Below are 25866 nucleotides of genomic sequence, written 5' to 3'. Positions count from 1 at the left end.
TATCAGCAGGCTAAGCAAAAAATGTTATCTTTGTTCAAATTTTAAATGGTTGAAAATGAAAAGTCTTAAATATTTTATTTTCGTAGTGCTACTCATCGTTACGGGTATGCAATATGCGTTTGCTCAGGATTCAAAACGTGAAGAAGATGTTTCTAAAGAAGTTGTTAAGAAAGTAAAGGACAAAACGTCTGATAAAGAAGCAAAATTTGAAGAAAAAATTGATGAGAAAGGGAAGCGAGTAAAAAAGAAGAATGGTTCTCAAAGTATGACATCAAGGATTGATGAGGATGGGAATGAGGTTTTTACTATCACAGAAAAGGATTCAATTACAGGGAAGCTTAAAACCACCGAATTGGTTGTTGAAAGAGAGAATACAAATGGAAAGAAAGTTAAAAAAAGTAAAGTAAAGTCAAAAGTTCCTGTTGAAAAACATTAATTGTTTTGAAACTAAAAATACAAGGGCCGATTGGATGTAGGTATCTAATCGGCTTTTATAATGAATACTATTAAAAATTAAATTTGTGAAAAAAATTATTTTATTACTTACTGCTATATTTTTGATAACAGGTTGTAAACAAAACAAAAAACAGGAAATATATACTTTAAAATCAGGGCCATGGCGAGCCACACTCTCAATGCAAGATCATAAGAAGGCCCCATTTCTTTTTGAAGTTTTTGACGATCAAAGTTTAGAAATTTTTAATGCCGAAGAGTCAATTGAAGTACATGAAATAACTATAGTTGACGACTCGATAACTATTAAACTTCCCGTTTTTGAAGGATATATTAAAGCAAAATTTATTAGTGATAGTCATATCAAAGGAGAATTTATTATCGAATCTTTAAATCGTAGCGTTCCATTTGAGGCACATTATGGCGTACAGGATCGTTTTGCAATTAAAACTAAACCAAAATTTGAAATAACTGGTAGTTGGGAGACCATGTTTAGCCCTAATACTCAAGATAGTTATATTGCAAAAGGTATTTTTAAACAAAACGGCAATATTGTTACAGGAACTTTTAGAACGACCACGGGAGATTATCGTTTTTTAGAAGGAGTGCTTAATGGAGATAAACTTCAGTTATCCACTTTTGATGGTGCACATGCATTTTTATTTACAGCTCAAGTTACAAATAGCGTCATGCAAGGAACTTTTTATTCTGGACAGCATTGGCAAGAGCCTTTTACGGCAAAGCTAAATCCCACCTACGAGTTACCATCAGAAGATTCATTAACAACGATTACAGAAGAAGGAAAAGCTTTTTCCTTTGAATTTCCAGATGCTCAGGGTAATTTAGTTTCAAATACAGACCCAGAGTTTAAAGATAAAGTTCTTGTCATTCAGGTTTTAGGAACTTGGTGTCCTAATTGTGTGGATGAAACGAAATATTATAAGCAATTTTATGAGGCTAATAAAGATAAAAATTTAGCCTTTATAGGATTGGCTTTTGAATACGCAAAAACTGAAGAAAAAGCTTTTCAATCAATTCAAAGATTTAAAAATAGCCTAGATGTACCTTATCCAATTTTATTAGCTCAATATGGTTCATCGAGTAAACAAAAAGCACAAGAAAAGTTGCCCATGCTTAATCATGTGTTGTCTTATCCTACCACAGTAATTTTGGATACTGAAGGAAAGGTAAAAAAAATTCATACAGGATTTAATGGACCAGCAACAGGGCAAAAATATATTGATTTCAAAAATGAATTTGAAAGCTTTATGAAAACGCTTTTAGAAGAATAGATTGTATGATAAAGTATACATGAAATTCTACACATGATATTCTAATTATCATATATGTCTTTTTAAAATAATGGTTAATGAGTAAAGCAGTATATATAGCAACGATCGAACCTAATAGCGGTAAATCTATAATGGTGTTAGGTCTTATGAGAATGTTGTTAGGTAAAGTAGCACGCGTGGGATATTTTAGGCCCATTATAGATGATCCAAAAGAAGGAGAAACTGACAATCATATACAAACAGTTATATCTCATTTTGAACTTGATATAAATTTTAAAAAAGCATATGCTTTTACACGTAGCGAAGTACTTAAAAAATATAACCAAGGTAAATCTGGTGAAGTACTAGATGTAATTATACAAAAATATAAATATCTCGAGGATCGTTTTGACTTTGTACTTGTCGAGGGAACTGATTTTTCTGATGAGGGTAGTATTATAGAGTTTGATATCAATGTTATAGTTGCAAAAAACCTAGGTATTCCAGCAATTATTGTAGCAAGTGGCTTTGAAAAAACTATTGAAGATACTACTGCTAATCTTAAGCTCGCTTACGATCGTTTTAATAGCAAGGACGTCGAGATATTAGCAATTGTGGCTAATAAAATTTCGGAGAATCAAAAGACTGGCTTAGAACAGGCTTTTCTTCTCAATTTTAACGAGGATGTAAAGAAAATCTTGATACCAAAGGTAGACTCTTTAATCAATCCTACGATAAAAGAGATTGTTGATAAGCTTGAAGGAAAAGTGCTTTTTGGAAAAGAATTTCTAAACAATCAAGCAGGAAGTTATGGGGTAGGTGCTATGCAATTGCGTAATTACCTGACACATCTCAAAGACAACAGTCTTGTAATTACACCAGGTGATCGAGCCGACATTATTTTGGGGGTGTTACAGGCAAATATTTCAGATAATTATCCAAAGATTTCGGGAATTATATTAACAGGAGGTATAATACCAGAGCCTTCTATTTTAAAACTAATCGAGGGTGTTGCCTTATCATTTCCTATCATCTCGGTTACCAGTGGAACCTTTTCGATTACCAATAAAATCGGTGCTATTAAATCAAGAATTTATGCAGACAATACAAAAAAGATAGATACCTCAATCAGTACATTTGAAAAATATGTGAATGTTGAAGAATTAGCCGATAGATTAATTACGTTTCAGCCTGTAGGCATTACACCGCGGATGTTTCAATATAACTTATTGAAAAGAGCGTTACAGCACAAAAAGCATATTGTCTTACCCGAGGGATCTGATGAGCGAATTTTAAGAGCTACTTCTAGATTATTAGCTTCAGATGTAGTTGAAATAACATTGATTGGAGATGAAAAGAAGCTTAAAAATAAAGCTGTAAAACTAGATATTCCTATAGATTTTGATAAGGTTCATATTGTTTTTCCAACAAAATCTCCACACTACGAAGACTATGTTAAAACTTTTTATGAGTTACGTAAGCATAAAAATGTAAATATGGATATGGCTAGAGACATGATGGCCGATGTATCTTATTTTGCAACCATGATGATTTACAAGGGGCATGCTGATGGGATGGTATCGGGAGCTGTTCATACTACACAGCATACGATACGACCTGCTTTACAGTTTATCAAGACCAAACCAGGCGTCAAGGTTGTTTCATCAGTGTTTTTTATGTGTTTAGAAGACCGTGTATCTGTTTTCGGCGATTGTGCAATTAATCCTAATCCTAATGCAGAGGAGTTAGCAGAAATCGCAATTTCTTCTGCGCATTCTGCTGCTGCATTTGGGATAGAACCAAAGATAGCGATGCTATCTTATTCTTCTGGTACTTCGGGTAAAGGTGAAGACGTTGATATCGTTCGTAAAGCGACCGAAATTGTTAAAAAGACCCATCCAGAACTTAAGATCGAAGGTCCTATTCAATATGATGCAGCTGTTGATATGCGGGTAGGTAAAAGTAAATTACCTAATTCTGAGGTAGCAGGACAAGCAAGTGTGCTTATTTTTCCAGACTTAAATACTGGTAATAATACGTATAAAGCCGTACAACGAGAAACTGGTGCCCTAGCCATTGGCCCCATGTTACAAGGTCTTAATAAACCTGTTAATGATTTAAGTAGAGGCTGTACGGTCGATGATGTCTATAATACAGTAATCATTACCGCAATCCAAGCACAAGGACTATAAAGCTTAACTAACATATTTAAACAAGTATATAATTTTTCTATATTAATAAGTATTCATGAAAATAATAGTACTTAACTCGGGAAGTTCATCACTCAAATTTCAACTTTTTGAGATGCCACAAAAAGCCGTTATTTGTTCTGGTATTATAGAACGAATCGGTCTTAAAGATGCTCAAATTACCTATAAATCAAATCAGAAATCAATAGAAAAAATTGTACCTATTAATACGCATAAAGAAGGTTTAGAACTTTTATCTAGCTATCTTATGGATGCTAATATTGGAGTATTAAAATCACCGAAAGAAGTGGCTGTTGTAGGACATCGGGTAGTGCACGGAGGAAGTGATTTTACCGATACTACGCTTATTACAGAAGAGGTCAAAAATAAAGTTAAGAGTTTGATTCCTTTAGCACCTTTGCACAATCCAGCAAATTTACAAGGAATTTTGGTAGCCGAAGAGATTTTTACTGAAGCCAAGCAGGTCGCTGTATTTGATACCGCATTTCACCACACTATTCCCGTAGAGGCGTACAAATATGCGATTCCGAATAAATTTTTAGATGAGCACCATATTCGTGTTTATGGTTTTCACGGAACCAGTCATAAGTATATTGCACAACAAGCATCTCAATATCTGGGTAATAAAAATCAAAAAGTGATTTCTATTCATTTAGGAAATGGATGTAGTATGACCGCCATACAAAATGGTAAAAGTATAGATCATTCGCTTGGTTTTGCTCCTATGAATGGTTTGATTATGGGAACACGCTCTGGTGACATAGATCCCGCAATTATATTTTATTTGGTGAATAGTCTAGGGTACTCACTAGAGGAGGTGAGTTCAATGTTACAAAAAGAAAGTGGTATGCTGGGACTTACTGGTTACAGTGACCTTAGAGATATTGAAACACAGGCTGGAAAAGGTGATAAAGCTTGTCAATTAGCTTTGCAGATGAATGCCTACCGAATAAAGAAGTTTATTGGTTCTTATATTGCTTCTATGAATGGAGTCGATGCTATTGTATTTACTGCTGGTATTGGAGAAAATTCAAGTGTTATGCGAAAATTAGTTTGTACAGATATGGAAACTTTTGGCATTACCTTAGATCACGAAAAGAACATGATAAGATCAAAAGGAATTCGTGAAATACATACAGCAAATGCTTTAGTAAAAATACTAATCATTCCGACTAATGAAGAAGTAGAAATCGCAGCGCAGGCATACAACCTTGTTAATTAAAAAAAGTTCTAAGCAACGTACGATAAAACACATACTAGCTTAGAACTTCTGGTCTAATTTCAAATGTAGCTTACGCCCACATACAATTACCATTGGATTGGCAATACCCGTAATCACAAAATTCTTGTCCGTTAGGCCATCTAACACAACATTGATGTGGTCCATTACAATATACTCTGTTGGCTAAGGAACCTTTGATTGAACTTTGTTCAGTTTTACTTAAAGTTTTAATGCCCTTTAGATTTTTGATAAGTTTCATATGAAAGTTGTTTAAATAGTTACGCTTACTACATTTTAAATATAGTTTAAATTTTACTTTTTTGAAGGTGTGAAAAGCACAATAAATCAACGGTTTTATTGTATTAACTTATTTAATTTCAGTAAATTGGCTTGTTTTGAGAGTGATTTTACTAACAAGAGTTAAAACCATTACACGCTGCATGTTTTTTTACACAACATAGTATTCATAAATAAGTAGTATTTTGCTATCTGTATAGAACTAATGAACACAAACTCAAAATTATGAAGAAAGGTTTACTTTTTTTAATGTTCCTAGCAATAGCGGTAAGCTACAGTCAAGTGCCTAATTATTATAGTGATGTCAATATTAATTTGACAGGTGTATCGCTCAAAAATGAACTGGCAAGCAAAGTAACAAATACTCATACAACATTCTTATCTTATACACCTGGAGTTTGGGACGCACTCAAACAAACAGACCTAGACCCCTTGGGATCAGGGAAAGTTATTTTATTATATGGATATAATGATACCGATGGTAACACAACTACAGATCGTACGAGAGGAATTAATAATAATGGCGGTGGCACAACTGACTGGAATCGCGAACATGTATACCCCAAATCATTAGGTAACCCTAATCTGGGAACGAGTGGACCTGGCGCAGATGCTCATCATTTAAGACCTTCAGATGTACAACGTAACTCTAACCGAGGGAGTCGTAAATTTGGCGATGGATCAGGAAATTCTGGAACTACCTCCCAAGGTCACTGGTATCCTGGAGACGAGTTTAAAGGTGATGTGGCTCGTATGATGTTTTATATGTACATACGGTATGGCAATCGTTGTCTGCCTACTAACGTTGCGGTTGGTAGTACTACAGCAAATGATAGTAATATGGTACAATTATTATTACAATGGAATGTTGAGGATCCTGTATCTGTACTAGAATTGCAACGTAATCTTTTATTAGAAGGTATACAAGGGAACCGTAATCCGTTTATCGATAATCCCGCATTTGCCACTTCAATTTGGGGAGGCCCTCAAGCAGAAGATCGTTTTGGTACAGGTTCTGCTGAAGATATGCAGGCACCTACAGCGCCTAAAAATTTAAGTAGCACTAGTACCACTCAAACCAGCACACAACTCATATGGGATGCGGCTACCGATAATGTTGGAGTAACTGGCTACGAAATATATCGTAACGGAAGTCTATATACTACGGTGTCAAATACAACAGCTATTATTTCAGGTTTGTCCATGGGAACCACGTATACGTTTACAATTAAAGCAAGGGACGCAGCGGGTAATCGGTCTGCTAATAGTAATTCGAGAAGTGTAACCACGCAAAACGGAAATCCAGGAGAGATACACAATGCAGTATTTATCTCAGAATATGTTGAAGGTTCATCCTATAATAAAGCTATCGAAATTGTGAATCGTACGGGAAGTACTATTAATTTATCGGCATATCGTCTTAAAAAACAATCCAACGGTGCCGGACCTTGGTCTAGCGGGATATCCTTATCAGGCATATTAGCTAACGGCGCGGTCTATGTAATTGCAAATAATCAAGCTTCTAGTGCTATTATAAATGTAAGCGACCAACGCTCTAATGCGACAGAGATGAATTTTAACGGCAATGATGCTATCGGATTGTTTAAAGATGCTAATCTCCTAGACATTGTAGGTGTATTTAATGGTGGAACAGCAAATTTTGGCAAGGATAAAACATTAAGACGTAGAACCTCGGTAACTACAGGTAGTGCGTCGTATACTAGTAGTGAATGGGATAGTTTTGCGCAAAATACGTTTGTAGATTTAGGCAAGCACGGTGATGGTGTACCTGGGTCATCTACAGTAGGGGTACGCTTGCGTATTACTTTTGACCAATATCCCGAAGAAACGAGTTGGGAACTAAGAAATAGCGATAATCAAATTGTGTATAGTGGTGGTCCCTATCCCAATCAAGCAGATAATACTACGCTAACATTAACTAGAACATTAACAAATGGATGTTACACATTCTCAATTAAAGATGCCTATGGTGATGGCATGTGTTGTACTTATGGCAATGGTTCTTATCAATTGGTTAGGACTACTACAAATTCGGTATTAGCATCTGGAGGAAGGTATGCTGCACAAGAATCAACAAGTTTTTGTACGACTAGTACTGCACGTTCTTCTTATGGTTTAAAGGATTCTATTAAAAAAATCAATACTGTGGATGAGGTTGGTTTAATAGTCTACCCGAATCCTGCTAAAGATTATATTGTTTTAAAAAAGTCTTTTGGAGATACTTCAGAATTTAAAATAATGAATCATAGTGGGCAAATAGTTCGTAGCGGAACTGTCTCTAAAAAGAAAATTTCTTTAAAACAACTACCTACAGGTATTTATTTTGTATCTGTAACTACAAATTCTAATTCGGTTTTTAAACGTTTTATAAAACAATAATGCATCTTGCCAAACTAGTATTAAATCTGCATTACTAAGAGTTTTGCGGATTTTTTGTTGAAGGGCAATATGGCTAAATGTGATTGATACTAGGGATGCTAGTGTATTATTTTATATTTTGCCAATTCAAATCATATTTTCAAAACATATGAAATATATTTTTTTTCTAGTAATATCAACGATTTTGCTCTCTTATAATCCTGTATATGCGCAACGTTCTACCGCAATTTTAACATATAAAGATGGAAAACAGCTTATAGGTTTAGGTAAAATAAGAGCTTCGGGAAAAATAAAGTTTAAAAAAGAAAAAAAGGATAAAGCTCAAGACTTTAGTTTTGATAGTATCGCTAGAGCAACAATACACGAACCCTATGGGATGGTACATTATGTACAGCGACGGGTACGAGGAACCAATACATACGTGGTAGTCGAATTGGTTAAGCAAGGTGTGGTGACCTTATATCGTACCTATGATCGCAGTTATCGTACTATGCGAGGTGAACCTGACCAGTTTGGTAGCGGCTTTGTAACGTCGGGGAGTGCTCCTATAAAAAATTATTACGTACATAAAGAAGGCGAAATAGGAATTACACACCTTGGCTCCAATCAAATTTTTAGCAAAAACTTTAAAAAAGTAGCTTCGGCTTATTTTAAAGATTGTCCTGTACTAGTCAATAAAATTGAAACTAGAGAATATAGAAAAAGAGATGTTAAGGAGATACTATCTTTTTATATTGAACACTGCGCAGTAGGAGGAGAGTAGGTTGCCTGTACGCACCTCTAATAACCATAGTAAATCAATTGTAGTGTGTTAAAAAAGATAGTTCATTATATTAATTAATAGGTGTTTTATATTCTTAAATAACTATGATGTTGCATAAAAAAAACGTGCCAAGCAAATGTGATAGATACATTTGTGACACGTTCTTTTTACTCAATCCTTCCCAGTACTGTAAAACTATCGTTTAGCACTAGCTACAATTCGATCAATAGTATCATTAATTTGATCTATAGACTTTTCAAGATTAGGTATTTGATCACTCAAATAGAATGCATTGATCAAAGTATAAAACTTATTGAGTTCTGGTTTTAATAATTTTACAGATTCTCTATCTGTAAGGGTAGTATTAGCAACTTTCTCTGCAGTACGTTGCACATACGTGTTTTCAAAAGCTTCTTGATCTTTTTGTAGCTCATTAACCCATGCTTTGGTATGGGTAATATCGAGATCATTAGCATAGTTGGCAGAGGTGATTTCATTAATAAGAGCATTGATTACAGCACTTTCTTCATTATATGGTAATCTACTAATATCACGTCCATGCTTTACTATAACCGATAATAAGCGCATACAGGCACTTGCATACTCTTGATTGCGGTGGCGGCGTTGTCCAGCCGATAAATGATCTCTTAGTCCAATAAAAGTTTGGTCTCTATTGGTGTCTAATTGATAAACGGTGTCGGTAAGTTGCTCTTTTGTGGTAGTACCAATTGCAGCTTCGGCAGCAGTAGTAGTTGCATCAAGTTTATCTATAAACATTATAAAGGCATCTTGATTAGGATGGTTATCGGTAATGATCTTAATTGATTGCCTAGATAAACGGGTTAGATTCTCTGGATTTAAATACGAATAAAATACATCTTTAATCATGTTAGGTAAGGTTTTAAAAGTTTAGTGCTATAAAAATATAAAAATGAGGGAAATAGCACTTATTTTTTTCCTGCAATTTGCAGGAGCCAAATAAACGATTGTAAAACCTTCTCGCAATTTGCGAGAGCCGTGCAGAGCATTTTTTTTGTTCTCGCAGATTGCAGGGGCCAAAAAAATCATTTTTTTTCTTCCTGCAATCTGCAGGAGCAATGTTGACGGTTTTTTTTCTTCCTGCAATTTGCAGGAGCTATGTTGATGATTTTTTTTGTTCTCGCAGTTTGCAGGAGCATTATTGATGACTTTTATAAAAGTATTGTGCCATAAACAGCGTTGTGAGAGTACTATATACGGTTTGCGTACGATTGTAGGCTACGAAATGTAATTCCAGATATTTTTATGTTTTGCCATTTGCTGATAGGTATATAAAATTACTTTGTGTTTTTCAAATGATAAACTTGGGTCTTCCTTTAAAATTTTGAGCGCATAGGATCTTGCTAACTTTAAAATATCGTTATCCTTAACGATATCTGCAATTTTGAGATTGAGCACTCCACTTTGTTGAGTTCCCATAATATCACCAGGTCCTCTAAGTTTTAAATCTACCTCGGCAATTTCAAACCCATCATTGGTGCGCACCATAGTTTCTAATCGAGTTTTACTATCTTCTGATAATTTATGGCTGGTCATAAGAATACAAAAACTTTGTTCTGCACCTCGACCTACACGTCCACGTAATTGGTGTAGTTGTGACAAACCAAAACGTTCTGCGCTTTCAATAATCATAACACTGGCGTTGGGAACATTAACTCCTACCTCGATTACAGTGGTAGCTACCATGATTTGAGTTTCGCCTTTGACAAAACGATCCATTTCATAATCTTTATCGGCAGGTTTCATTTGTCCATGTACAATTGAAATTTGGTAGGTAGGTGGTGCAAAAGATCTTGCGATACTCTCGTATCCATCCATCAAATCCTTATAGTCCATAGCCTCAGACTCCTGTATTAGAGGATATACGATATAAATCTGTCTACCCTTCTTGATTTCATCTTCAATAAACTTAAAAACTTTTAAACGATTGCTATCAAATCGATGCACTGTTTTAATAGCTTTACGTCCTGGTGGTAGTTCATCGATTACAGAAATATCCAAGTCCCCATACAAACTCATGGCTAGCGTACGAGGTATAGGAGTTGCGGTCATTACCAAGATATGTGGAGGATAGGTGTTTTTATGCCATAATTTTGAACGCTGCGCTACACCAAAACGATGTTGCTCGTCAATGATAGCAAGTCCTAAATTATTAAATTTAACTTTATCCTCGAGGATGGCGTGTGTACCTACAAGTATATTAAGCGTACCAGCTTCAAGCTCCTCATGCAGGATACGACGCTCTTTGGTCTTTGTACTTCCCATTAAAAGTTTAACGGTTATCGGCAAATCCTTTACCAGTTCTTGTATGCCTTGATAATGTTGATTGGCAAGAATTGCGGTAGGTGCCATTATGCAAGCTTGAAAGTTATTATCAATCGCTAGGAGCATAGCCATAAGACCAACAATTGTTTTACCAGAGCCTACATCTCCCTGTAGTAAGCGATTCATTTGGGCACTACTGCCCATATCGTTTCTAATTTCTTTGATCACTCGTTTTTGAGCATTCGTAAGATCAAAGGGTAAATGCTTGTTATAAAAATTATTAAAATGCTCTCCCACTTCGGTAAAGGGGTATCCTTTTACTTTTTGTTTTCTAAGCAAGTTTTTGGTAATGAGTTGTAGTTGTATATAAAAGAGCTCTTCAAATTTTAAGCGAAACTGTGCTTTGGATAATAGTTCTTGATTTTTGGGAAAGTGAATATTTAAAACAGCTTCACTTTTACTAATCAATTTGAGAGATGTTAGTATATCGGTTGGTAAGGTATCATAAAACCTAACTTTGGTCTCAATAAATACCTGTTGCACCATCTTACTAATTGCTCGATTGGTAATACCTTTGTTAGCAAGCTTTTCGGTAGATGGATAGATCGGTTGCATGCCGATCTTTAAATTTTTTTCATGCTCACTTACTAATTCCATCTCGGGATGTGGCATACTAAATCCATTATAGTAAGTAACTTTTCCAAAAATTACATACGGTACATTGAGTTTTAGATTTTCTCTAATCCACTTATGTCCGCGAAACCATACCAACTCCATCTCACCCGTATCATCAATAAATTTTGCAACCAAACGTTTACCACGCTTTTGCTCAACAGTTTTAAGATGAATCAATTTACCAACGATTTGCATCTCTGCACCATTGCGTTGTAGTTCATTAATTTTATAATATCGCGTTTTGTCGATATAACGATTCGGAAAAAGATTTATAAGGTCTTGATAGGTATGAATCCCAAGTTCTGATCTTAAAATAGCAGCACGATTTGGTCCCACACCTTTAAGATAATCAATTGGAGTTTGTAACATACTCGGATTCATAAGGACGAAGATACTATTTATTGCCAAACAGATCAAAGCTAATCTTGTCACATAATCGCAATAAAATCGTTATTTTGGCAACCTATTTGATTACACCTTATTATGAAATTTATCCTATTCTATTGTTGCATCCTTGTTAGTTTGACCGTAGCGGCACAATCGGTTGATTTTTTGACTGCAGACGCTACTTTATTGGTCAATGCCGAAGAAAAAAGTGTTTCTGGTGATGTACGCTATGTTTTTAACGTATTAGAAGCGAGACAGACAATAACAATTGATGCCCGTGCAATGCAGATTGAAGCGCTTTCGCTTGACGAAAAAAAAATAGACTATACATATAGTAATGATGCAATAAACCTACAAACAAATCTAAAGCCAAATACCACACATTCCCTGACAATTACGTATACGGCAAAGCCCAAAAAGGCGGTATATTTTATACAAGATTATCAAGGAAGAAATCAAATTTGGACACAAGGACAAGGTAAATATACCTCCCATTGGTTACCTAGTTTTGATGACATGCGAGAAAAAGTCATTTTTGACTTAACGATACAGTATAAAAAGGATGCACAGGTTATTGCAAATGGTACATTGCTCCAAAAAAAACAGATCAATGATAGCATACAAGCTTGGACCTACGATATGAAACAGCCGATGAGCAGTTATTTGGTTGCTTTTGCTATAGGAGCGTATCAACACAAGCAAGAAACTGCAACATCAGGTATTCCTTTAATCATGTATTATTATCCAGAAGATCAAGTAAAAGTAGAACCTACCTACCGTCATAGTAAACGTATGTTTGATTTTTTGGAGAAAGAAATAGGTGTGCCTTATCCTTGGCAAAATTATAAGCAAGTACCTGTAAAAGATTTTCTCTATGCTGGTATGGAAAATACAGGGACCACTATTTTTTCTGATGCCTTTGTCATAGACTCAGTAGCGTATCAAGATCGCAATTATATAAGTGTGAATGCTCATGAATTAGCACATCAATGGTTTGGTAACCTAGTAACAGAAACCGAAGGAACACACCATTGGCTGCAGGAGGGGTTTGCTACCTATTATGCACTGTTAGCAGAGCGTGAAATCTTTGGCGATGACTATTTTGAGTTCAAATTATATGAAAGCGCCGAACAATTAATTGCGCTATCCAAAACAGATCAGGCGACAGCGCTATTAGATCCAAAGGCAAGTTCTCTTACTTTTTATCAACGAGGCGCTTGGACATTACATGCTCTTAGAAATTTAATTGGAGATACAAATTTTAAAGAAACTATAAAAAAATACCTTCAAACATACCAATTTAAAAATGTTACCACTTCTGATTTTTTGAACATAGCAGAGCAGGTAAGTGGTATTAAATTATCAGATTTTAAAAAGAAATGGATGATAAATGTGCGATTCCCAGCACAAGAAGCATTAAATATATTAACTAAGTCAGATTTTATCAAAGCCTATTTAAGTTTGGCACAAGAGCGTACCCAACCCTTGGCAGGTAAGTGGGGGCTTCTCGCTCAGGCACTTGCATTCCCAGTTAATGAGTACATGGCGCAAGAGGCCGTTTATCAATTAGAAGGTCAAACCACACAAGAAGCCTTAGCCTTGTACAATAAAGCTTTTGATACTAATAATATACTGGTTCGACAAGCCATCGCAACTACAGTTAGTGAGATTATGCCAGACCTACAAAAACCGTATGAAAATTTATTGACAGATAGTTCTTATGCTACCATAGAACCTACATTATATTTTTTGTGGTCTAATTTTCCAGAAAAGCGAACTACCTATCTTGAGCAAACCAAAAACATAGTTGGCTTTAATGATAAAAATGTACGTATACTGTGGTTAGTATTAGCATTAAGCACTCCTAATTTTAATACTGCTAACCACGCAACTTATTATAGAGAGCTTGCGGGGTATACCTCGTCCAAATATCATTTTAGTACCCGTGAGAATGCCTTCACCTATTTGGAGAGTTTACAAATTTTTTCTGATGAGTCATTGATCAATTTGATAGATGGTGCTACTCATTATAATTGGAGATTTAGAAATCAATGTCGAAATATTTTGGATAAATTGCTTCTGGATTCAAAATATCAAAAGAAATATGTAGTTTTAAGGGATCGTTTGTCAAAAGAACAGCAAGAGTATTTGACAACAAAGTTAACCCCATAATCAAAACTATGCGAGCACTCGTTATCTCTGGCGGAGGAAGTAAAGGCGCCTATGCCGGCGGCGTAGCACAATATTTGATGCAACAAAAAGGAAAAAAGTATGATCTATATCTTGGAACCTCTACAGGGAGTCTCTTAATTCCTCAATTAGCATTGGGTAATATTGATAAAACCTATGACATCTATACCAACGTAAATCAAAGCACGATTTTTAATATAAATCCATTTGTAGTTAGACATAAAGGAGATAGAGAGTTTGTTTCTATTAATTTTTTGGCATCATTTCTTCAATTTGTCAAGCGAAAACGAACTTTTGGAGAAAGTAAAAATTTGAGACGAACCATACGCCGTAATTTTACCGAAGCCGATTATCGATTGGCTAGGCGTAAGGCAGAAGATGTGGTGGTAACGGTTTCAAATTTAACGTTAAACAGAACCGAATACAAATCGATAAAAGATTATTCGTATGAGGATTTTTGTGATTGGATATGGATTTCTTGCAACTATGTACCTTTTATGAGTTTGGTAACCAAAAATGGGTGTGAGTATGCCGATGGTGGCTTTGGCTGTATGGTTCCTATTCGAGAAGCGATACGTAGAGGCGCTACAGAGGTAGATGCTATCATCTTGGAATCTGAGAATATGGAGTATCGAAAAGTGTTGGGTAAAAATCCATTTTCATTAATGGTAAACTTATTTAGTTTTATGTTGGATCAAGTTGAAGGACATGATACCGTTGTAGGTAAGTTGGCAGCCATTAATAAGAAGGTTCCTCTTAATTTGTATTATACGCCGTCCAAATTGACAGAAAACTCATTGATTTTCAATAAAAAGCTAATGAAAAGCTGGTGGAAACAGGGTTTTGAGTATGCTAAAAAGAAAAATGAACGTGCTATTGACAACGAATTAAAAGATATCGATAGGGCAGGATAAAAAGAAAGCCCTACATTTAATCTCAAACATAAGGCATTCAATTTATAAAGTGTCGGTGTTAAATTAGCTCACTCACTTCTTTTTTAATAAAAGATATTGCAGCGTCGCTTGGTGCATCTTTTTCTAACAAGCTAGTTAACAGTTTTTCTCGTAACTGATCGGCAGTCTCAATTTCTTTACTCATCGTATTTTTTCTAATAGTAGCAATAGTACCATTTTTTGCAGCTTTAATAATGTCCCAACAATCTGCCGTGATGTAGATTTGCTGACTTAAATTATGTTCAAATTCTTGCTCAATAGTTCCGATTAGCATCATTTCATACCCTTTTTTATTTTGATCTACGGGAGCAATTCTTGTTAATAATTGATTGGGTGATATACGTTCTAAAAACAATATCATACGCTCATATGCTTGTAATTTTACGGGGAGTGATTGAGATTGGTTCTCCTTATAAATTTGGTATTTACGTCGGCGATCCTCATTTCTAAAGTGTTGGTTAAAAAAATAAATTGCTACCAATCCAACGATAAGTGCAGGGAGTAGGGTAAGCAAAATGTCTAATACAGAAGTATTCATAAAATTAAAATAATGGATTTATTAATAACGAATTTTTTTTGGATTGAGTAGTGCTGTGGCATTAAGCTCATTATAATCTCCACCTAGGTGTGGGCAATCTTTCATGTTTTGTATCGTATCAAAAGGAACTTTTACCTTATTATAGCCGTAAGTATTGGCTAACGGTTGTGTTAAACTTTTATCACCAAGATTAATATCTACATCATCCATAGTCATCTCACAAGGATGTCTATAACCGCAAGCATGTGTTATTTCTAAAACTTCTTTTTTAAAATTTTTAAAGTAAAAGCTCACACGTTCGGCTTTGTCCTCAATATTAATTCCTGCCTGTAGCCATTTGTTTTGAGTAGCAATACCCGTTGGACAGCTGTTATTATGGCATACTTTTGCTTGTATACAGCCGATACTTAACATAGCTTCTCTGGCAACGTTGATGCAATCTGCTCCCATCGCAAATGCCATCATTGCTTTTGCTGGAAAACCAAGTTTACCGCTGGCAATAAAAACGATACGTTCTGTAAGATCATAATCTTTGAACAAGCGATAAAAATCACTGAAGCCATATACAAAAGGTAGTGCCACATGGTCTGCAAAGCTAGGAGGAGCTGCTCCAGTACCACCTTCACCACCGTCGATGGTTATAAAATCGGGTCCTTTGTTTGTTTTTTTCATCAAGGTAGCAAGTTCTTTCCATTGTTCTAGTTTACCTATAGCAGCTTTAATACCTACAGGCAATCCAGTGGCTTCGGCGATAAGTTCTATAAAATCTATTAACTCTGGTATTGTGCTAAATGCCGAATGATTTGGTGGTGAGAGTACATCCTTATTGAGAGGAACATTGCGAATTTCAGAAATTTCTTTTGTTATTTTGGAGGCAGGTAAAACACCGCCCTTGCCTGGTTTCGCTCCTTGCGATAACTTGATCTCGATAGCGCGAATTTGAGGATTGTTGGTAACGAGTTGTTTCATTTTATCAATAGAAAAGTTTCCATCATCATCACGCACTCCAAAATAACCAGTTCCAAAATGAAAAACCACATCAGCTCCATTTTTATGATAGGGAGATAAACCTCCTTCTCCAGTATTATGATAAGCAAAGGATTTTTTACATCCTTTGTTTAAAGATTCGATTGCTTTGGCAGATAAGGAACCAAAACTCATTGCAGAAACATTAATGATTGATGCAGGACGGTAAGGTCTCCTTCTCTTGTTATAAACTCCCATTACTTTTGCACAAGGTAAAAAATAAGGATCTTTTTCATTGGGATGATCTTTTGGAACTTTATAAGGAATCATCGCATTATTTATAAAGATATATTGCGATTCATATATATCGCGATCCGTACCAAAACCTTCGTAGTTATTTTGATTTTTTGCAGAAGCATAGATCCATCCTCTCTCTATTCGATTAAAAGGAAGCTCCTCTCGATTATTCGCTACAATATATTGTCTAAGTTCTGGACCGATACTCTCGAGCATGTACCTAAAATGACCTACGATAGGAAAATTATGAGTAATAATATGTTTCTTATTAAAAAAAACATCTCTTATAGCAAGTAAAACGATACCTAGCAGTAACCACCCCCACCATGGGACAAGTGTTAGTATATTTAAAAATTCCTTCATACGATTAATTATTGAGCATTTAGATAATCTAAAGCCAATTGAGACATGGTTTTTACTCCAAGTAGCATCCCTTTTTCATCGATATAAAATTCGGGAGTATGGTGCGATGGTGCATTTTTAGTTTCGGCTGATTTACCTCCTAAGAAAAAATAAAATCCAGGAACTACTTCCTGAAAATAAGAAAAATCCTCACCACCTGTAGTGGCTTTAGAGGAAATTACATTTTCTTTACCAGCAATAGTTACTAAAGTAGGGAGCATTTTTTTTACAAGATCAGGATCATTATAGGTGATCGACGTATTATTTTGAAAAGTTATATTAGCCTCTCCACCATATGCTTTGGCAATAGCTGGTACCATCTCATTCATGCGTTTGATAATTAAATCACGCATAGCATAATCCAACGTACGTACGGTACCTATTAACTCTGCGGTTTCGGGTATAATATTAAAACGAACACCGCTCGTTATTTTTCCTACAGTTATTACAGCAGCCTCATCAACTAATGGCGCTTCACGGCTTATAATAGTTTGGAGTCCGTCAATAATTTTGGCAGCGATAACAATAGGATCGATTCCTGTCCACGGTGCAGAACCATGTGTTTGCTTTCCCTTTACATCAATGACGAAACGTTCGACAGCGGCCATAGTACCTCCAACTTTGTAACGTAGCATACCCACGGGAGTTCCCGCGTTTATATGAAGACCAAAAATAGCATCAACATCTGGATTTTTTAATACTCCTTCTTTAATCATCAATTTTGCGCCTCCTTCTTCACCAGGTGGCGGACCTTCTTCTGCAGGTTGAAATATAAATTTTACAGTACCTTTAATTTTGTCCTTGTGTGTACTAAGGATCTCTGCAACACCCATCAAAATTGCAGTATGTGTATCATGACCGCAAGCATGACTAACACCAACTTCTGTATTTAGAAATGTAGTTTTGACTGTAGATTTAAACGATAAATCTGCTCGCTCTGTAACAGGTAAAGCGTCGATATCAGCTCTTAGAGCTACTGTTTTGCCTGGCAGTGAACCTTTTAGGATTCCAACAACACCTGTTTTGGCAACATTTTCGGTCACTTCAATACCTAAATTCTTAAGATGTTTGGCAATCTTTTTTGCAGTTTCAAACTCTCTATTCGATAATTCTGGATTTTGATGAAAATCTCTTCTCCATTCAATTACTTTATTTTCAATAGCTTCTGCCATATTGTTAATGTCAGCATTTATTTCTTGTGCTTTAGTTGTAATGCTGCATACAATAAATAATGATAAGGTTGTGAGAACACGTAGGTTCATAATAATTAAGAGTTTATAGGTGCATAAATTTTAAAGCATTTTTGAATCATCGTTAAATCGGCATATTGATAGATGACACGCAAAGAGGCTTTATTTAAAAATTTTGAAATCTAAAGGTATCTAAAATTAATATCCTGTAAAAATTTATATTTCTTATCAATCTGTAATACGTAGTAACTTGTTTGCTATTGTTTGAATTGGTGTAATTTAAGAATTGAGAATTTTAATAAACCAAAACTCCCGCTACCTGTATAAATAAAGTAGGGGAGTCAAATTCAAATTGGCAAGCTGAATTTAAGCGATTTTTAGGATTCTTTCCATGGGTATTACTGTGGACTCTTTAAGTATAACTGCTGTATCTGTAATACCCCAGATAGTGGTTTCAACTTTTTTAGATCCTTCATCATCCATAAAAAGAATTTTAACTTTTTGATGTTCTAGATTACCAAGTGATAAAGCTCGTTGAAGATCTAGAATTCTATCAATTTGATCTTTACGTTTTTTGAGTACTTCTTCTTTTGGGAATTTCAAAAATTTAATTTGTTCTTTCTCTACTATAGAGACGTTTTGATTGGGGGACATAAAATTAAAAATTAGGTTAATAAATTGGGACTTTTGCTTTTATAAAAGCAATTTAACTTAGTACAATATAGTGTATTTAATCTTTAAAATAGGCTTTTTATCGTATTTTGAATAGACTAAAATTGTTAATAAGTAAGAAAAAACATACTAACAAGTGTCAGTTTATCCTTATTTTTCACTATCCAAGAAAGTTTTTTAGTTTTAAAATTAGTTGTAAAAATTATTTAATAAGTTCTATGGTTTCCTTAAATTTCGAACTATAAAAATGATGACGATTTGGAAGAGTATATTGCAGAGTTGAACGATGCGCAGCGAGCCCCAGTTTTACAAAAAGATGGACCGATGATTGTAATAGCTGGAGCAGGTTCGGGAAAAACACGAGTGCTTACCTATAGAATCGCTTACTTGATGCATTTAGGAATAGATGCGTTTAATATTTTGTCGCTAACCTTTACCAATAAAGCTGCGCGAGAGATGAAAAAGCGTATTTCGGATATTGTCGGAGCTAGTGAAGCAAAAAATCTTTGGATGGGAACCTTCCATTCTATTTTTGCAAAAATATTACGTTTTGAGGCCGATAAGTTAGGCTATCCATCAAATTTTACTATATACGACACTCAGGATTCTCAGCGTCTTATTGCTTCTATTATTAAGGAAATGGGATTGGATAAAGATATCTATAAATACAAACAAGTGTATTCTAGAATATCATCCTATAAAAACAGTTTAATCACAGTCAAAGCTTATTTTCAAAATGGCGAATTGGTAGAGGCAGATGCTATGGCGAAGCGACCTAGATTAGGAGAGATTTATGAAAAGTATGTAGAACGCTGTTTTAAAGCTGGTGCAATGGATTTTGATGATCTTCTATTAAAAACCAATGAATTGCTCAATCGGTTTCCCGAGGTACTTGCCAAATATCAAAATAGATTTAGATATATCCTTGTTGATGAGTATCAAGATACTAATCACTCTCAATATCTTATTGTAAGAGCGTTATCAGATAAGTTTCAAAATATATGTGTTGTTGGTGATGATGCACAAAGTATTTATGCTTTTCGCGGAGCGAATATTAACAATATTCTTAATTTTCAGAAGGATTATGACAACGTACAACAATATCGTTTGGAACAGAATTATCGTTCGACAAATAATATAGTACAAGCAGCAAATTCTATCATTGATAAAAACAAAACAAAACTTGATAAAATAGTTTGGACAGCAAATGATGCAGGTCCCAAAATCTTGATTAACCGTTTGCTTACCGATGGAGATGAGGGGCGCTTTGTCGCTAGTTCAATTTTTGAAAACCGTATGCAGCATCAATTAAGCAACGGTCAATTTGCAATCTTATACCGCACAAACGCTCAGTCTCGTGCTATGGAAGATGCGTTGCGCAAACGCGATATACCTTATAGGATCTATGGGGGTTTATCTTTTTATCAGAGAAAAGAGATTAAAGATGTATTAGCGTATTTAAGATTGATTATCAATCCTAAAGATGAAGAAGCGCTTAAACGTGTTATAAACTATCCCGCAAGAGGTATAGGACAAACAACAGTTGATAAATTGATTGTTGCAGCCAATCATTATGAACGAAGTATTTTTGAAATAATTGAGCATCTGGATCGTATTAATTTGAAAATTAATAGTGGAACCAAAACAAGGCTAGAAAACTTTATGAATATGATCAGAAGTTTTCAAGTTACTAATCAAACTTCGGATGCATTTGTATTAGCAGAAGCTGTAGCAAAACAAACAGGTCTGTTGCAAGAATTAAAAAAAGATGGAACTCCAGAAGGTATTGCACGTATCGAAAATATCGAGGAGTTACTTAATGGAATTAGAGATTTTGTAGAAGGTCAGAAAGAATTAGCTGATAGTTCTGGTTCCTTGGCAGAATTTTTAGAAGATGTTGCTTTAGCTACCGATTTGGATCAGGATACGGGTGATGATGATCGGGTAGCCCTTATGACAATTCATTTAGCCAAAGGATTAGAGTTCCCATATGTTTATATAGTGGGGATGGAGGAAGATCTATTTCCTTCGGGGATGAGTATGAATACACGTAGCGAACTAGAAGAAGAACGACGTTTATTTTATGTAGCGCTAACGAGAGCAGAGAAACAAGCATACCTCACTTATACACAGTCTCGCTACCGCTGGGGTAAATTGGTAGATGCAGAACCCAGTCGTTTTATCGAAGAGATTGATGATAAATTTGTAGAATATATCACTCCTATTGATACGTATCGTTATAAACCCTTGGTAGATAATGATATTTTTGGAGAAGTTGATAAAAGCAAGCTTAGATTAAAAAAACCAGTAGCCAGTTCTGCACCGTTAGCTCATAAGCCTAGCGAAGAGCAATTACGTAAACTTAGAAAGTTGAGACCTTCTGGCAACACATCATCAACCAATAATACTGCTTTATTTGATGAAAATTTTGGTCCTGGTACCATGGTAGAGCATATGCGTTTTGGTAAAGGTAAGATTCTCAAAATTGAAGGTGTAGGACAAGACCGTAAAGCCGAAATTAATTTTGAAAATGGAGGAATCAAGAATTTGCTACTTCGTTTTGCCAAATTAAAAGTGCTGTAACCGTAAGTTAAATTTAAAATTCTTATGAAAACGGATCGTTTTTTTTTACGAGAAATAGAACCTAATGATCATGAAAATGTATTTATTGGTTTATCAGATCCAGCAATCGTGAAATATTACGGAGTGAATTTTGATTCGTTGGAAGCTACTGAAGAGCAAATGCTTTGGTTCAAAAATTTGAAAAAGAACAATAAAGGGATTTGGTGGGCAATTTGTGATATTAGTACTCAAAAATTTTTGGGAGCAGGAGGGTTGAATGATATCCACAGTGAGCATAAGAAAGCCGAGGTAGGTTTGTGGCTGTTAAAAGAGAACTGGGGGCAAGGAATTATGGCAGCGGTAATGCCGCTGATTTTGAATTATGCATTTGATAAATTGCTGCTACATAGAATTGAAGGTCATGTGGACTCCCAAAATATTAAATGTAAACGAGCACTTAAAAAGTTAGATTTCAAGTATGAAGGCACTATGATAGATAGCGAAATTAAAAACGATCGGTTTGTCAGTATTGACATATATGCGTTTTTAAAATCACATAGAAAGACCAATTTTACCTAGCTTTAGCGTATTTATGGTATGAGTAATAAGGTAAATTCATTGCAACCTAAATTAGTAATACTTTCGGATATTTGGGGAACGTTAAACTCAGATTGGATAACTACTTATTTGCAAAAGCTAGATAATCATTTTGATGTAAAATTTATAGATGTTAGAACGTTAGCCGGAATTAATTATAAGATTCAAGAAATCAATGTGGTACATGCTAATTTTGTGCAATACGGAATACAAAAAGCAGTTAAGGGTCTGAGTTGTATCGAAACTGATTACATACTTGCTTTTAGTATTGGAGGAACTATTGCATGGAAAACTATTGCTCTTGGGCTCAAAATAAAACATTTATTTGCAGTTTCATCAACAAGATTACGCAAAGAGGACTGTCATCTTGCCTGTAGTACTACATTATTCTATGGTTCTTTAGATACGAATAAACCTAGAGCTCTTTGGCAAAAAAGATATAGCGACCACACCCAGATATATACTAATGAGTACCATGAGTTTTACCGTAAACCTAGCTATGCTCATCGTATCTCTAATTATATTATTAGGAGTACTTCTGCTCATTATTAATATAAAAGGCTTAATCAAGTATTAATTAAATTTTAAAGTTTTTTGAGTTTACTTGAATACAAGTATCTTTAATGGTGAAAATTATATAGATGGCTAAGTTAATACGAATTTATGAAGATAATCCTAGTCCCAAAGAGATACAAAAGGTTGTAGATTGTCTTAAGAGTGGCGGATTGGTAATATATCCAACAGATACAGTTTATGGTTTGGGCTGTGATATTACTAATAGTAAGGCTCTAGATCGGATAGCTAGAATTAAAAATGTAAAGTTGGAGAAAGCTAATTTTTCTTTCATTTGTAAGGATTTAAGTAATTTATCAGATTATGTTAAACAGATAGATAATCGTACTTTTAAATTATTAAAACGATCCTTGCCAGGACCTTATACCTTTATCTTGCCAGGTAACAATAACTTACCTACAGTATTTAAAAAAAAGAAAACTGTTGGAATACGAGTGCCAAACAATGCTATTAGTAATGCTATTGTTGAGCTATTGGGAAATCCGATTGTTTCTACATCTATTCGTGATGAAGATGAAGTTATTGAGTACACTACGGATCCAGAACTTATTGTAGAGAAATGGGATAAATTGGTGGATATTGTCATTGATGGTGGTTACGGCGATAATATACCATCAACAATTATTGATTTAACAACCGATGAACCGGTAATTATTAGAGAAGGTAAAGGTAGTACTGATATTCTATAAAAAAAGCGCCCTCTTAAGAAGGCGCTTTTAAATATTAAATGGTAAATAAGAATACTTATTCTTTCACCAAATTGATTTCTACACGTCTGTTTTGTGTTCGACCAGCTCTAGTCTTGTTTGTTGCAATAGGGCGATCTTCCCCATAACCAACTGCAGACAATCTAAATTGATCAATACCGTTTTCAACCAAATAGTTTTTTACAGCGTTTGCTCTGGCGTCAGATAAACGTTGGTTTAATTTGGCACTACCTGCACTATCAGTATGACCCTCTACTGTAAATTTAGCGGTAGCATACTCCTTTAAAATCCCGATAATATCGTTAAGAACCTCGTTAGAAGCTTCTTTTATAGATGATTTTCCTGAGTCAAATAAAATGGTTTTAGCATATTCATTAAGTGTTTTTTGAACCTCTTCGGTAACTTCTGGACAACCATTATTAGCAACTGTTCCTGCAACTGTAGGACAGTTGTCATCTTTGTCTAAAACAGAGTCTCCGTCAGTATCAGGCCAAGGGCATCCACCGTTCTCTACAGGACCAGCCACGTCTGGACAGGTATCATCTTTATCAAGTAAGGAATCACCGTCAGTATCAGGCCAAGGGCATCCTCCATTTTCTACAGGACCTGTTACTTCAGGACACGCATCATCTTTATCTAAAACGGTATCACCATCAGTATCAGGCCAAGGGCAACCAAAATTTTCTTCTGGTCCAGCAACTTCTGGACAATCATCAACTTTGTCTAAGACACCATCACCATCTTTGTCCTTAAGACGACCCTGATATACAGGCACTTTTAAACCAACATAGATATCGGCTGCCTTAGACTCGTCAGAAATTAGCAAAGAAAGTATGGATCCAGATCCAACATAAAGAGGGCCAGCTCTTAACCCAGCTCCCCATTGAAAACCACTGTGCTGCATCATGCTAATAGGTGAGTAAAAACTAAACCACTTACTTTCGAATCGTGGAGTTAATGACAAGCTATTCGCTACGCGACTCGTGTTTTCCTTATTTTTTGAAGTTAATGAAAGGTCAGAGTTTAAATTCACGTAAAAATGATTATTGATATTCCAATCCGCTGTTAGATGTAAAGCTGTCGGTAAAACTGCTTTGGTAGCATTTCTAACACTTGTTCGCGTATAAAAGTTTTCTAGTTTATCTTGAAACCCGTCTATATCATCAAAATCATCTTCGTTTATTGAATTTGTAATATCATAGATCTCTTCGGTAGCATCCTTGTACTTTATTGCACCAAGATCGGTCACAGACAATCCAAATTTTACTTTGTATTTATTGATATCTTTCGGAGCGTAAGCATTACCCTTACTATCCTTTATCATATAACTTGCGTGATCTGGTCTCCATTCATACACGAAACCTAGGTCAAAAGCAACGCCATTGGCTCCACTTAATACTTCAAATTCATCAAAATCATCCTCAACATTGCTCGAATAACCGTATGTTACTTCTCCCGTTGTATCAATACTTCCAGTAGTCCCGCTACCATCTGCATCATAATTAACAGTAACATTTCTACCACTAGCGTAGGCATTTCCTAATCCTTGCATATACTTTACAGAAAGACCTCCTTTTAAGAAATGTTGCTCCTTGTTCATAAGGATACGTGCATAGGATACACCTACCTCTGCCCAAGCATTCCCTGTTAAGAATACGTCTTTTTCATCGATTATAAAATCTTCATTATCATCAAATCCATCTTCAATACTCTCGTAGGTCTTTCCATTAACCTCATTTACGCTGTAGAAAACTCTGGCTCTAGTAAAAACAGCAATTGAACTTTTTGGATTTAGATTAAACATGAAAGATGGCCCTAAAATATCCACATTTCCTAGGATGTTGTTATTGTCACTAGGAGATTTTTTACCATCGTCATCAAAATTAAAATCGCTATCAAAGACATTATCTAATTTAACTGAATAATAATCATTGCCTAAAAAAGCACTGGCACCGACTAAATTTATATCGGTTTTAAAACGAGAGTCTGCAATATTAGCTGGATTCACAATAACACTGTTAACACCACTATAGTTATCTGAGAGATACCCTATATAGGATTGAGCATTGGCTACTATTGAGCTAAGAATGAAAACTCCAAAGAGAATTAATTTTTTCATTAATAATTTTTTTTAAGTTTTTGGTTTTTTTTGGATTAGCAAATATATGTTAATATTTTTAACTAAAGTTTTTTTAATGTTAAATGTAATTATTTGCAACTACTTCATAAACTGATGT

At 35.1% G+C, this 25866-nt stretch carries 20 protein-coding genes; 12 read left to right on the top strand and 8 right to left on the bottom strand.

The window, feature by feature from the left end; all coding sequences use genetic code 11:
* Window positions 1–55: 55 nt before the first annotated feature.
* The 4 genes from ACE939_RS07490 to ACE939_RS07475 all read left to right on the top strand — a co-directional run bounded on the left by ACE939_RS07490 (window position 56) and on the right by ACE939_RS07475 (window position 5156).
* On the top strand, window positions 56–436 hold the full coding sequence (locus ACE939_RS07490) for a hypothetical protein (protein WP_378188296.1): 381 nt from the start codon (window positions 56–58) through the stop codon (window positions 434–436).
* 85 nt (window positions 437–521) lie between these two features.
* Complete coding sequence (locus ACE939_RS07485; RefSeq protein WP_378188295.1) at window positions 522–1745, top strand: peroxiredoxin family protein; 1224 nt, start codon at window positions 522–524, stop codon at window positions 1743–1745.
* Between the two features lie 77 nt (window positions 1746–1822).
* Complete coding sequence (gene pta, locus ACE939_RS07480; RefSeq protein ID WP_378188294.1) at window positions 1823–3916, top strand: phosphate acetyltransferase; 2094 nt, start codon at window positions 1823–1825, stop codon at window positions 3914–3916.
* Between the two features lie 55 nt (window positions 3917–3971).
* Window positions 3972–5156 carry an acetate/propionate family kinase gene (locus tag ACE939_RS07475; RefSeq protein WP_378188293.1) on the top strand — a complete coding sequence of 395 codons (1185 nt, stop codon included), beginning with the start codon at window positions 3972–3974 and terminating at the stop codon, window positions 5154–5156.
* 70 nt (window positions 5157–5226) lie between these two features.
* On the opposite strand, the gene ACE939_RS07470 is transcribed toward ACE939_RS07475, so the two are convergent.
* The gene (locus tag ACE939_RS07470) at window positions 5227–5415 is read right to left on the bottom strand and encodes a hypothetical protein (protein ID WP_378188291.1); all 189 of its coding nucleotides are present in this window, start codon (window positions 5413–5415) and stop codon (window positions 5227–5229) included.
* A 263-nt stretch (window positions 5416–5678) separates the two neighbouring features.
* Here ACE939_RS07470 and ACE939_RS07465 point away from each other — a divergent pair, with 263 nt between their 5' ends.
* Window positions 5679–7853 carry an endonuclease gene (locus ACE939_RS07465; RefSeq protein WP_378188290.1) on the top strand — a complete coding sequence of 725 codons (2175 nt, stop codon included), beginning with the start codon at window positions 5679–5681 and terminating at the stop codon, window positions 7851–7853.
* Window positions 7854–8001: 148 nt separating this feature from the next.
* Window positions 8002–8616 carry a hypothetical protein gene (locus ACE939_RS07460; RefSeq protein WP_378188289.1) on the top strand — a complete coding sequence of 205 codons (615 nt, stop codon included), beginning with the start codon at window positions 8002–8004 and terminating at the stop codon, window positions 8614–8616.
* 195 nt (window positions 8617–8811) lie between these two features.
* Here the strand turns inward: ACE939_RS07460 and ACE939_RS07455 are convergent, their stop codons facing one another.
* Both ACE939_RS07455 and recG read right to left on the bottom strand, forming a co-directional pair.
* The gene (locus tag ACE939_RS07455) at window positions 8812–9504 is read right to left on the bottom strand and encodes a DUF6261 family protein (protein WP_378188288.1); all 693 of its coding nucleotides are present in this window, start codon (window positions 9502–9504) and stop codon (window positions 8812–8814) included.
* 369 nt (window positions 9505–9873) lie between these two features.
* Window positions 9874–11976: an ATP-dependent DNA helicase RecG gene (gene recG, locus ACE939_RS07450; protein ID WP_378188287.1), complete on the bottom strand. Its 2103-nt coding sequence runs from the start codon at window positions 11974–11976 to the stop codon at window positions 9874–9876.
* Window positions 11977–12078: 102 nt separating this feature from the next.
* Between recG and ACE939_RS07445 the strand changes: the two genes are divergently transcribed.
* Both ACE939_RS07445 and ACE939_RS07440 read left to right on the top strand, forming a co-directional pair.
* Window positions 12079–14154, top strand: coding sequence for a M1 family metallopeptidase (locus tag ACE939_RS07445; protein ID WP_378188286.1), 2076 nt, complete (start codon window positions 12079–12081; stop codon window positions 14152–14154).
* Window positions 14155–14162: 8 nt separating this feature from the next.
* On the top strand, window positions 14163–15086 hold the full coding sequence (locus tag ACE939_RS07440) for a patatin family protein (protein WP_378188284.1): 924 nt from the start codon (window positions 14163–14165) through the stop codon (window positions 15084–15086).
* A gap of 58 nt (window positions 15087–15144) precedes the next feature.
* Here ACE939_RS07440 and ACE939_RS07435 read toward each other — a convergent pair whose 3' ends face one another.
* From ACE939_RS07435 to ACE939_RS07420, 4 genes are all read right to left on the bottom strand, one after another.
* Window positions 15145–15663 carry a hypothetical protein gene (locus ACE939_RS07435; RefSeq protein WP_378188283.1) on the bottom strand — a complete coding sequence of 173 codons (519 nt, stop codon included), beginning with the start codon at window positions 15661–15663 and terminating at the stop codon, window positions 15145–15147.
* A gap of 21 nt (window positions 15664–15684) precedes the next feature.
* Window positions 15685–17289, bottom strand: a complete 1605-nt coding sequence (locus tag ACE939_RS07430) for an FMN-binding glutamate synthase family protein (protein ID WP_378188282.1) — start codon at window positions 17287–17289, stop codon at window positions 15685–15687.
* Between the two features lie 8 nt (window positions 17290–17297).
* On the bottom strand, window positions 17298–18590 hold the full coding sequence (locus tag ACE939_RS07425) for an amidohydrolase (protein ID WP_378188281.1): 1293 nt from the start codon (window positions 18588–18590) through the stop codon (window positions 17298–17300).
* A 294-nt stretch (window positions 18591–18884) separates the two neighbouring features.
* Complete coding sequence (locus ACE939_RS07420; protein ID WP_378188280.1) at window positions 18885–19172, bottom strand: hypothetical protein; 288 nt, start codon at window positions 19170–19172, stop codon at window positions 18885–18887.
* 276 nt (window positions 19173–19448) lie between these two features.
* Here ACE939_RS07420 and ACE939_RS07415 point away from each other — a divergent pair, with 276 nt between their 5' ends.
* The 4 genes from ACE939_RS07415 to ACE939_RS07400 all read left to right on the top strand — a co-directional run bounded on the left by ACE939_RS07415 (window position 19449) and on the right by ACE939_RS07400 (window position 23611).
* The gene (locus ACE939_RS07415) at window positions 19449–21773 is read left to right on the top strand and encodes an ATP-dependent helicase (RefSeq protein WP_378188279.1); all 2325 of its coding nucleotides are present in this window, start codon (window positions 19449–19451) and stop codon (window positions 21771–21773) included.
* Between the two features lie 24 nt (window positions 21774–21797).
* Window positions 21798–22331, top strand: coding sequence for a GNAT family N-acetyltransferase (locus ACE939_RS07410; RefSeq protein ID WP_378188278.1), 534 nt, complete (start codon window positions 21798–21800; stop codon window positions 22329–22331).
* 18 nt (window positions 22332–22349) lie between these two features.
* A complete protein-coding gene (locus ACE939_RS07405; RefSeq protein WP_378188277.1) occupies window positions 22350–22901 on the top strand; it encodes a hypothetical protein in 552 nt (183 codons plus the stop codon).
* An 89-nt stretch (window positions 22902–22990) separates the two neighbouring features.
* Window positions 22991–23611: an L-threonylcarbamoyladenylate synthase gene (locus tag ACE939_RS07400; protein ID WP_378188276.1), complete on the top strand. Its 621-nt coding sequence runs from the start codon at window positions 22991–22993 to the stop codon at window positions 23609–23611.
* Window positions 23612–23666: 55 nt separating this feature from the next.
* Here ACE939_RS07400 and ACE939_RS07395 read toward each other — a convergent pair whose 3' ends face one another.
* Window positions 23667–25748 carry a DUF5723 family protein gene (locus ACE939_RS07395; RefSeq protein ID WP_378188275.1) on the bottom strand — a complete coding sequence of 694 codons (2082 nt, stop codon included), beginning with the start codon at window positions 25746–25748 and terminating at the stop codon, window positions 23667–23669.
* Window positions 25749–25866: the final 118 nt, after the last annotated feature.

This window comes from Aquimarina rhodophyticola (assembly GCF_042434915.1).
GTDB lineage: Bacteria > Bacteroidota > Bacteroidia > Flavobacteriales > Flavobacteriaceae > Aquimarina.
The sequence above is the reverse complement of the archived record's forward strand: the minus strand, read 5'-3'. Positions and strand labels throughout refer to the sequence as shown.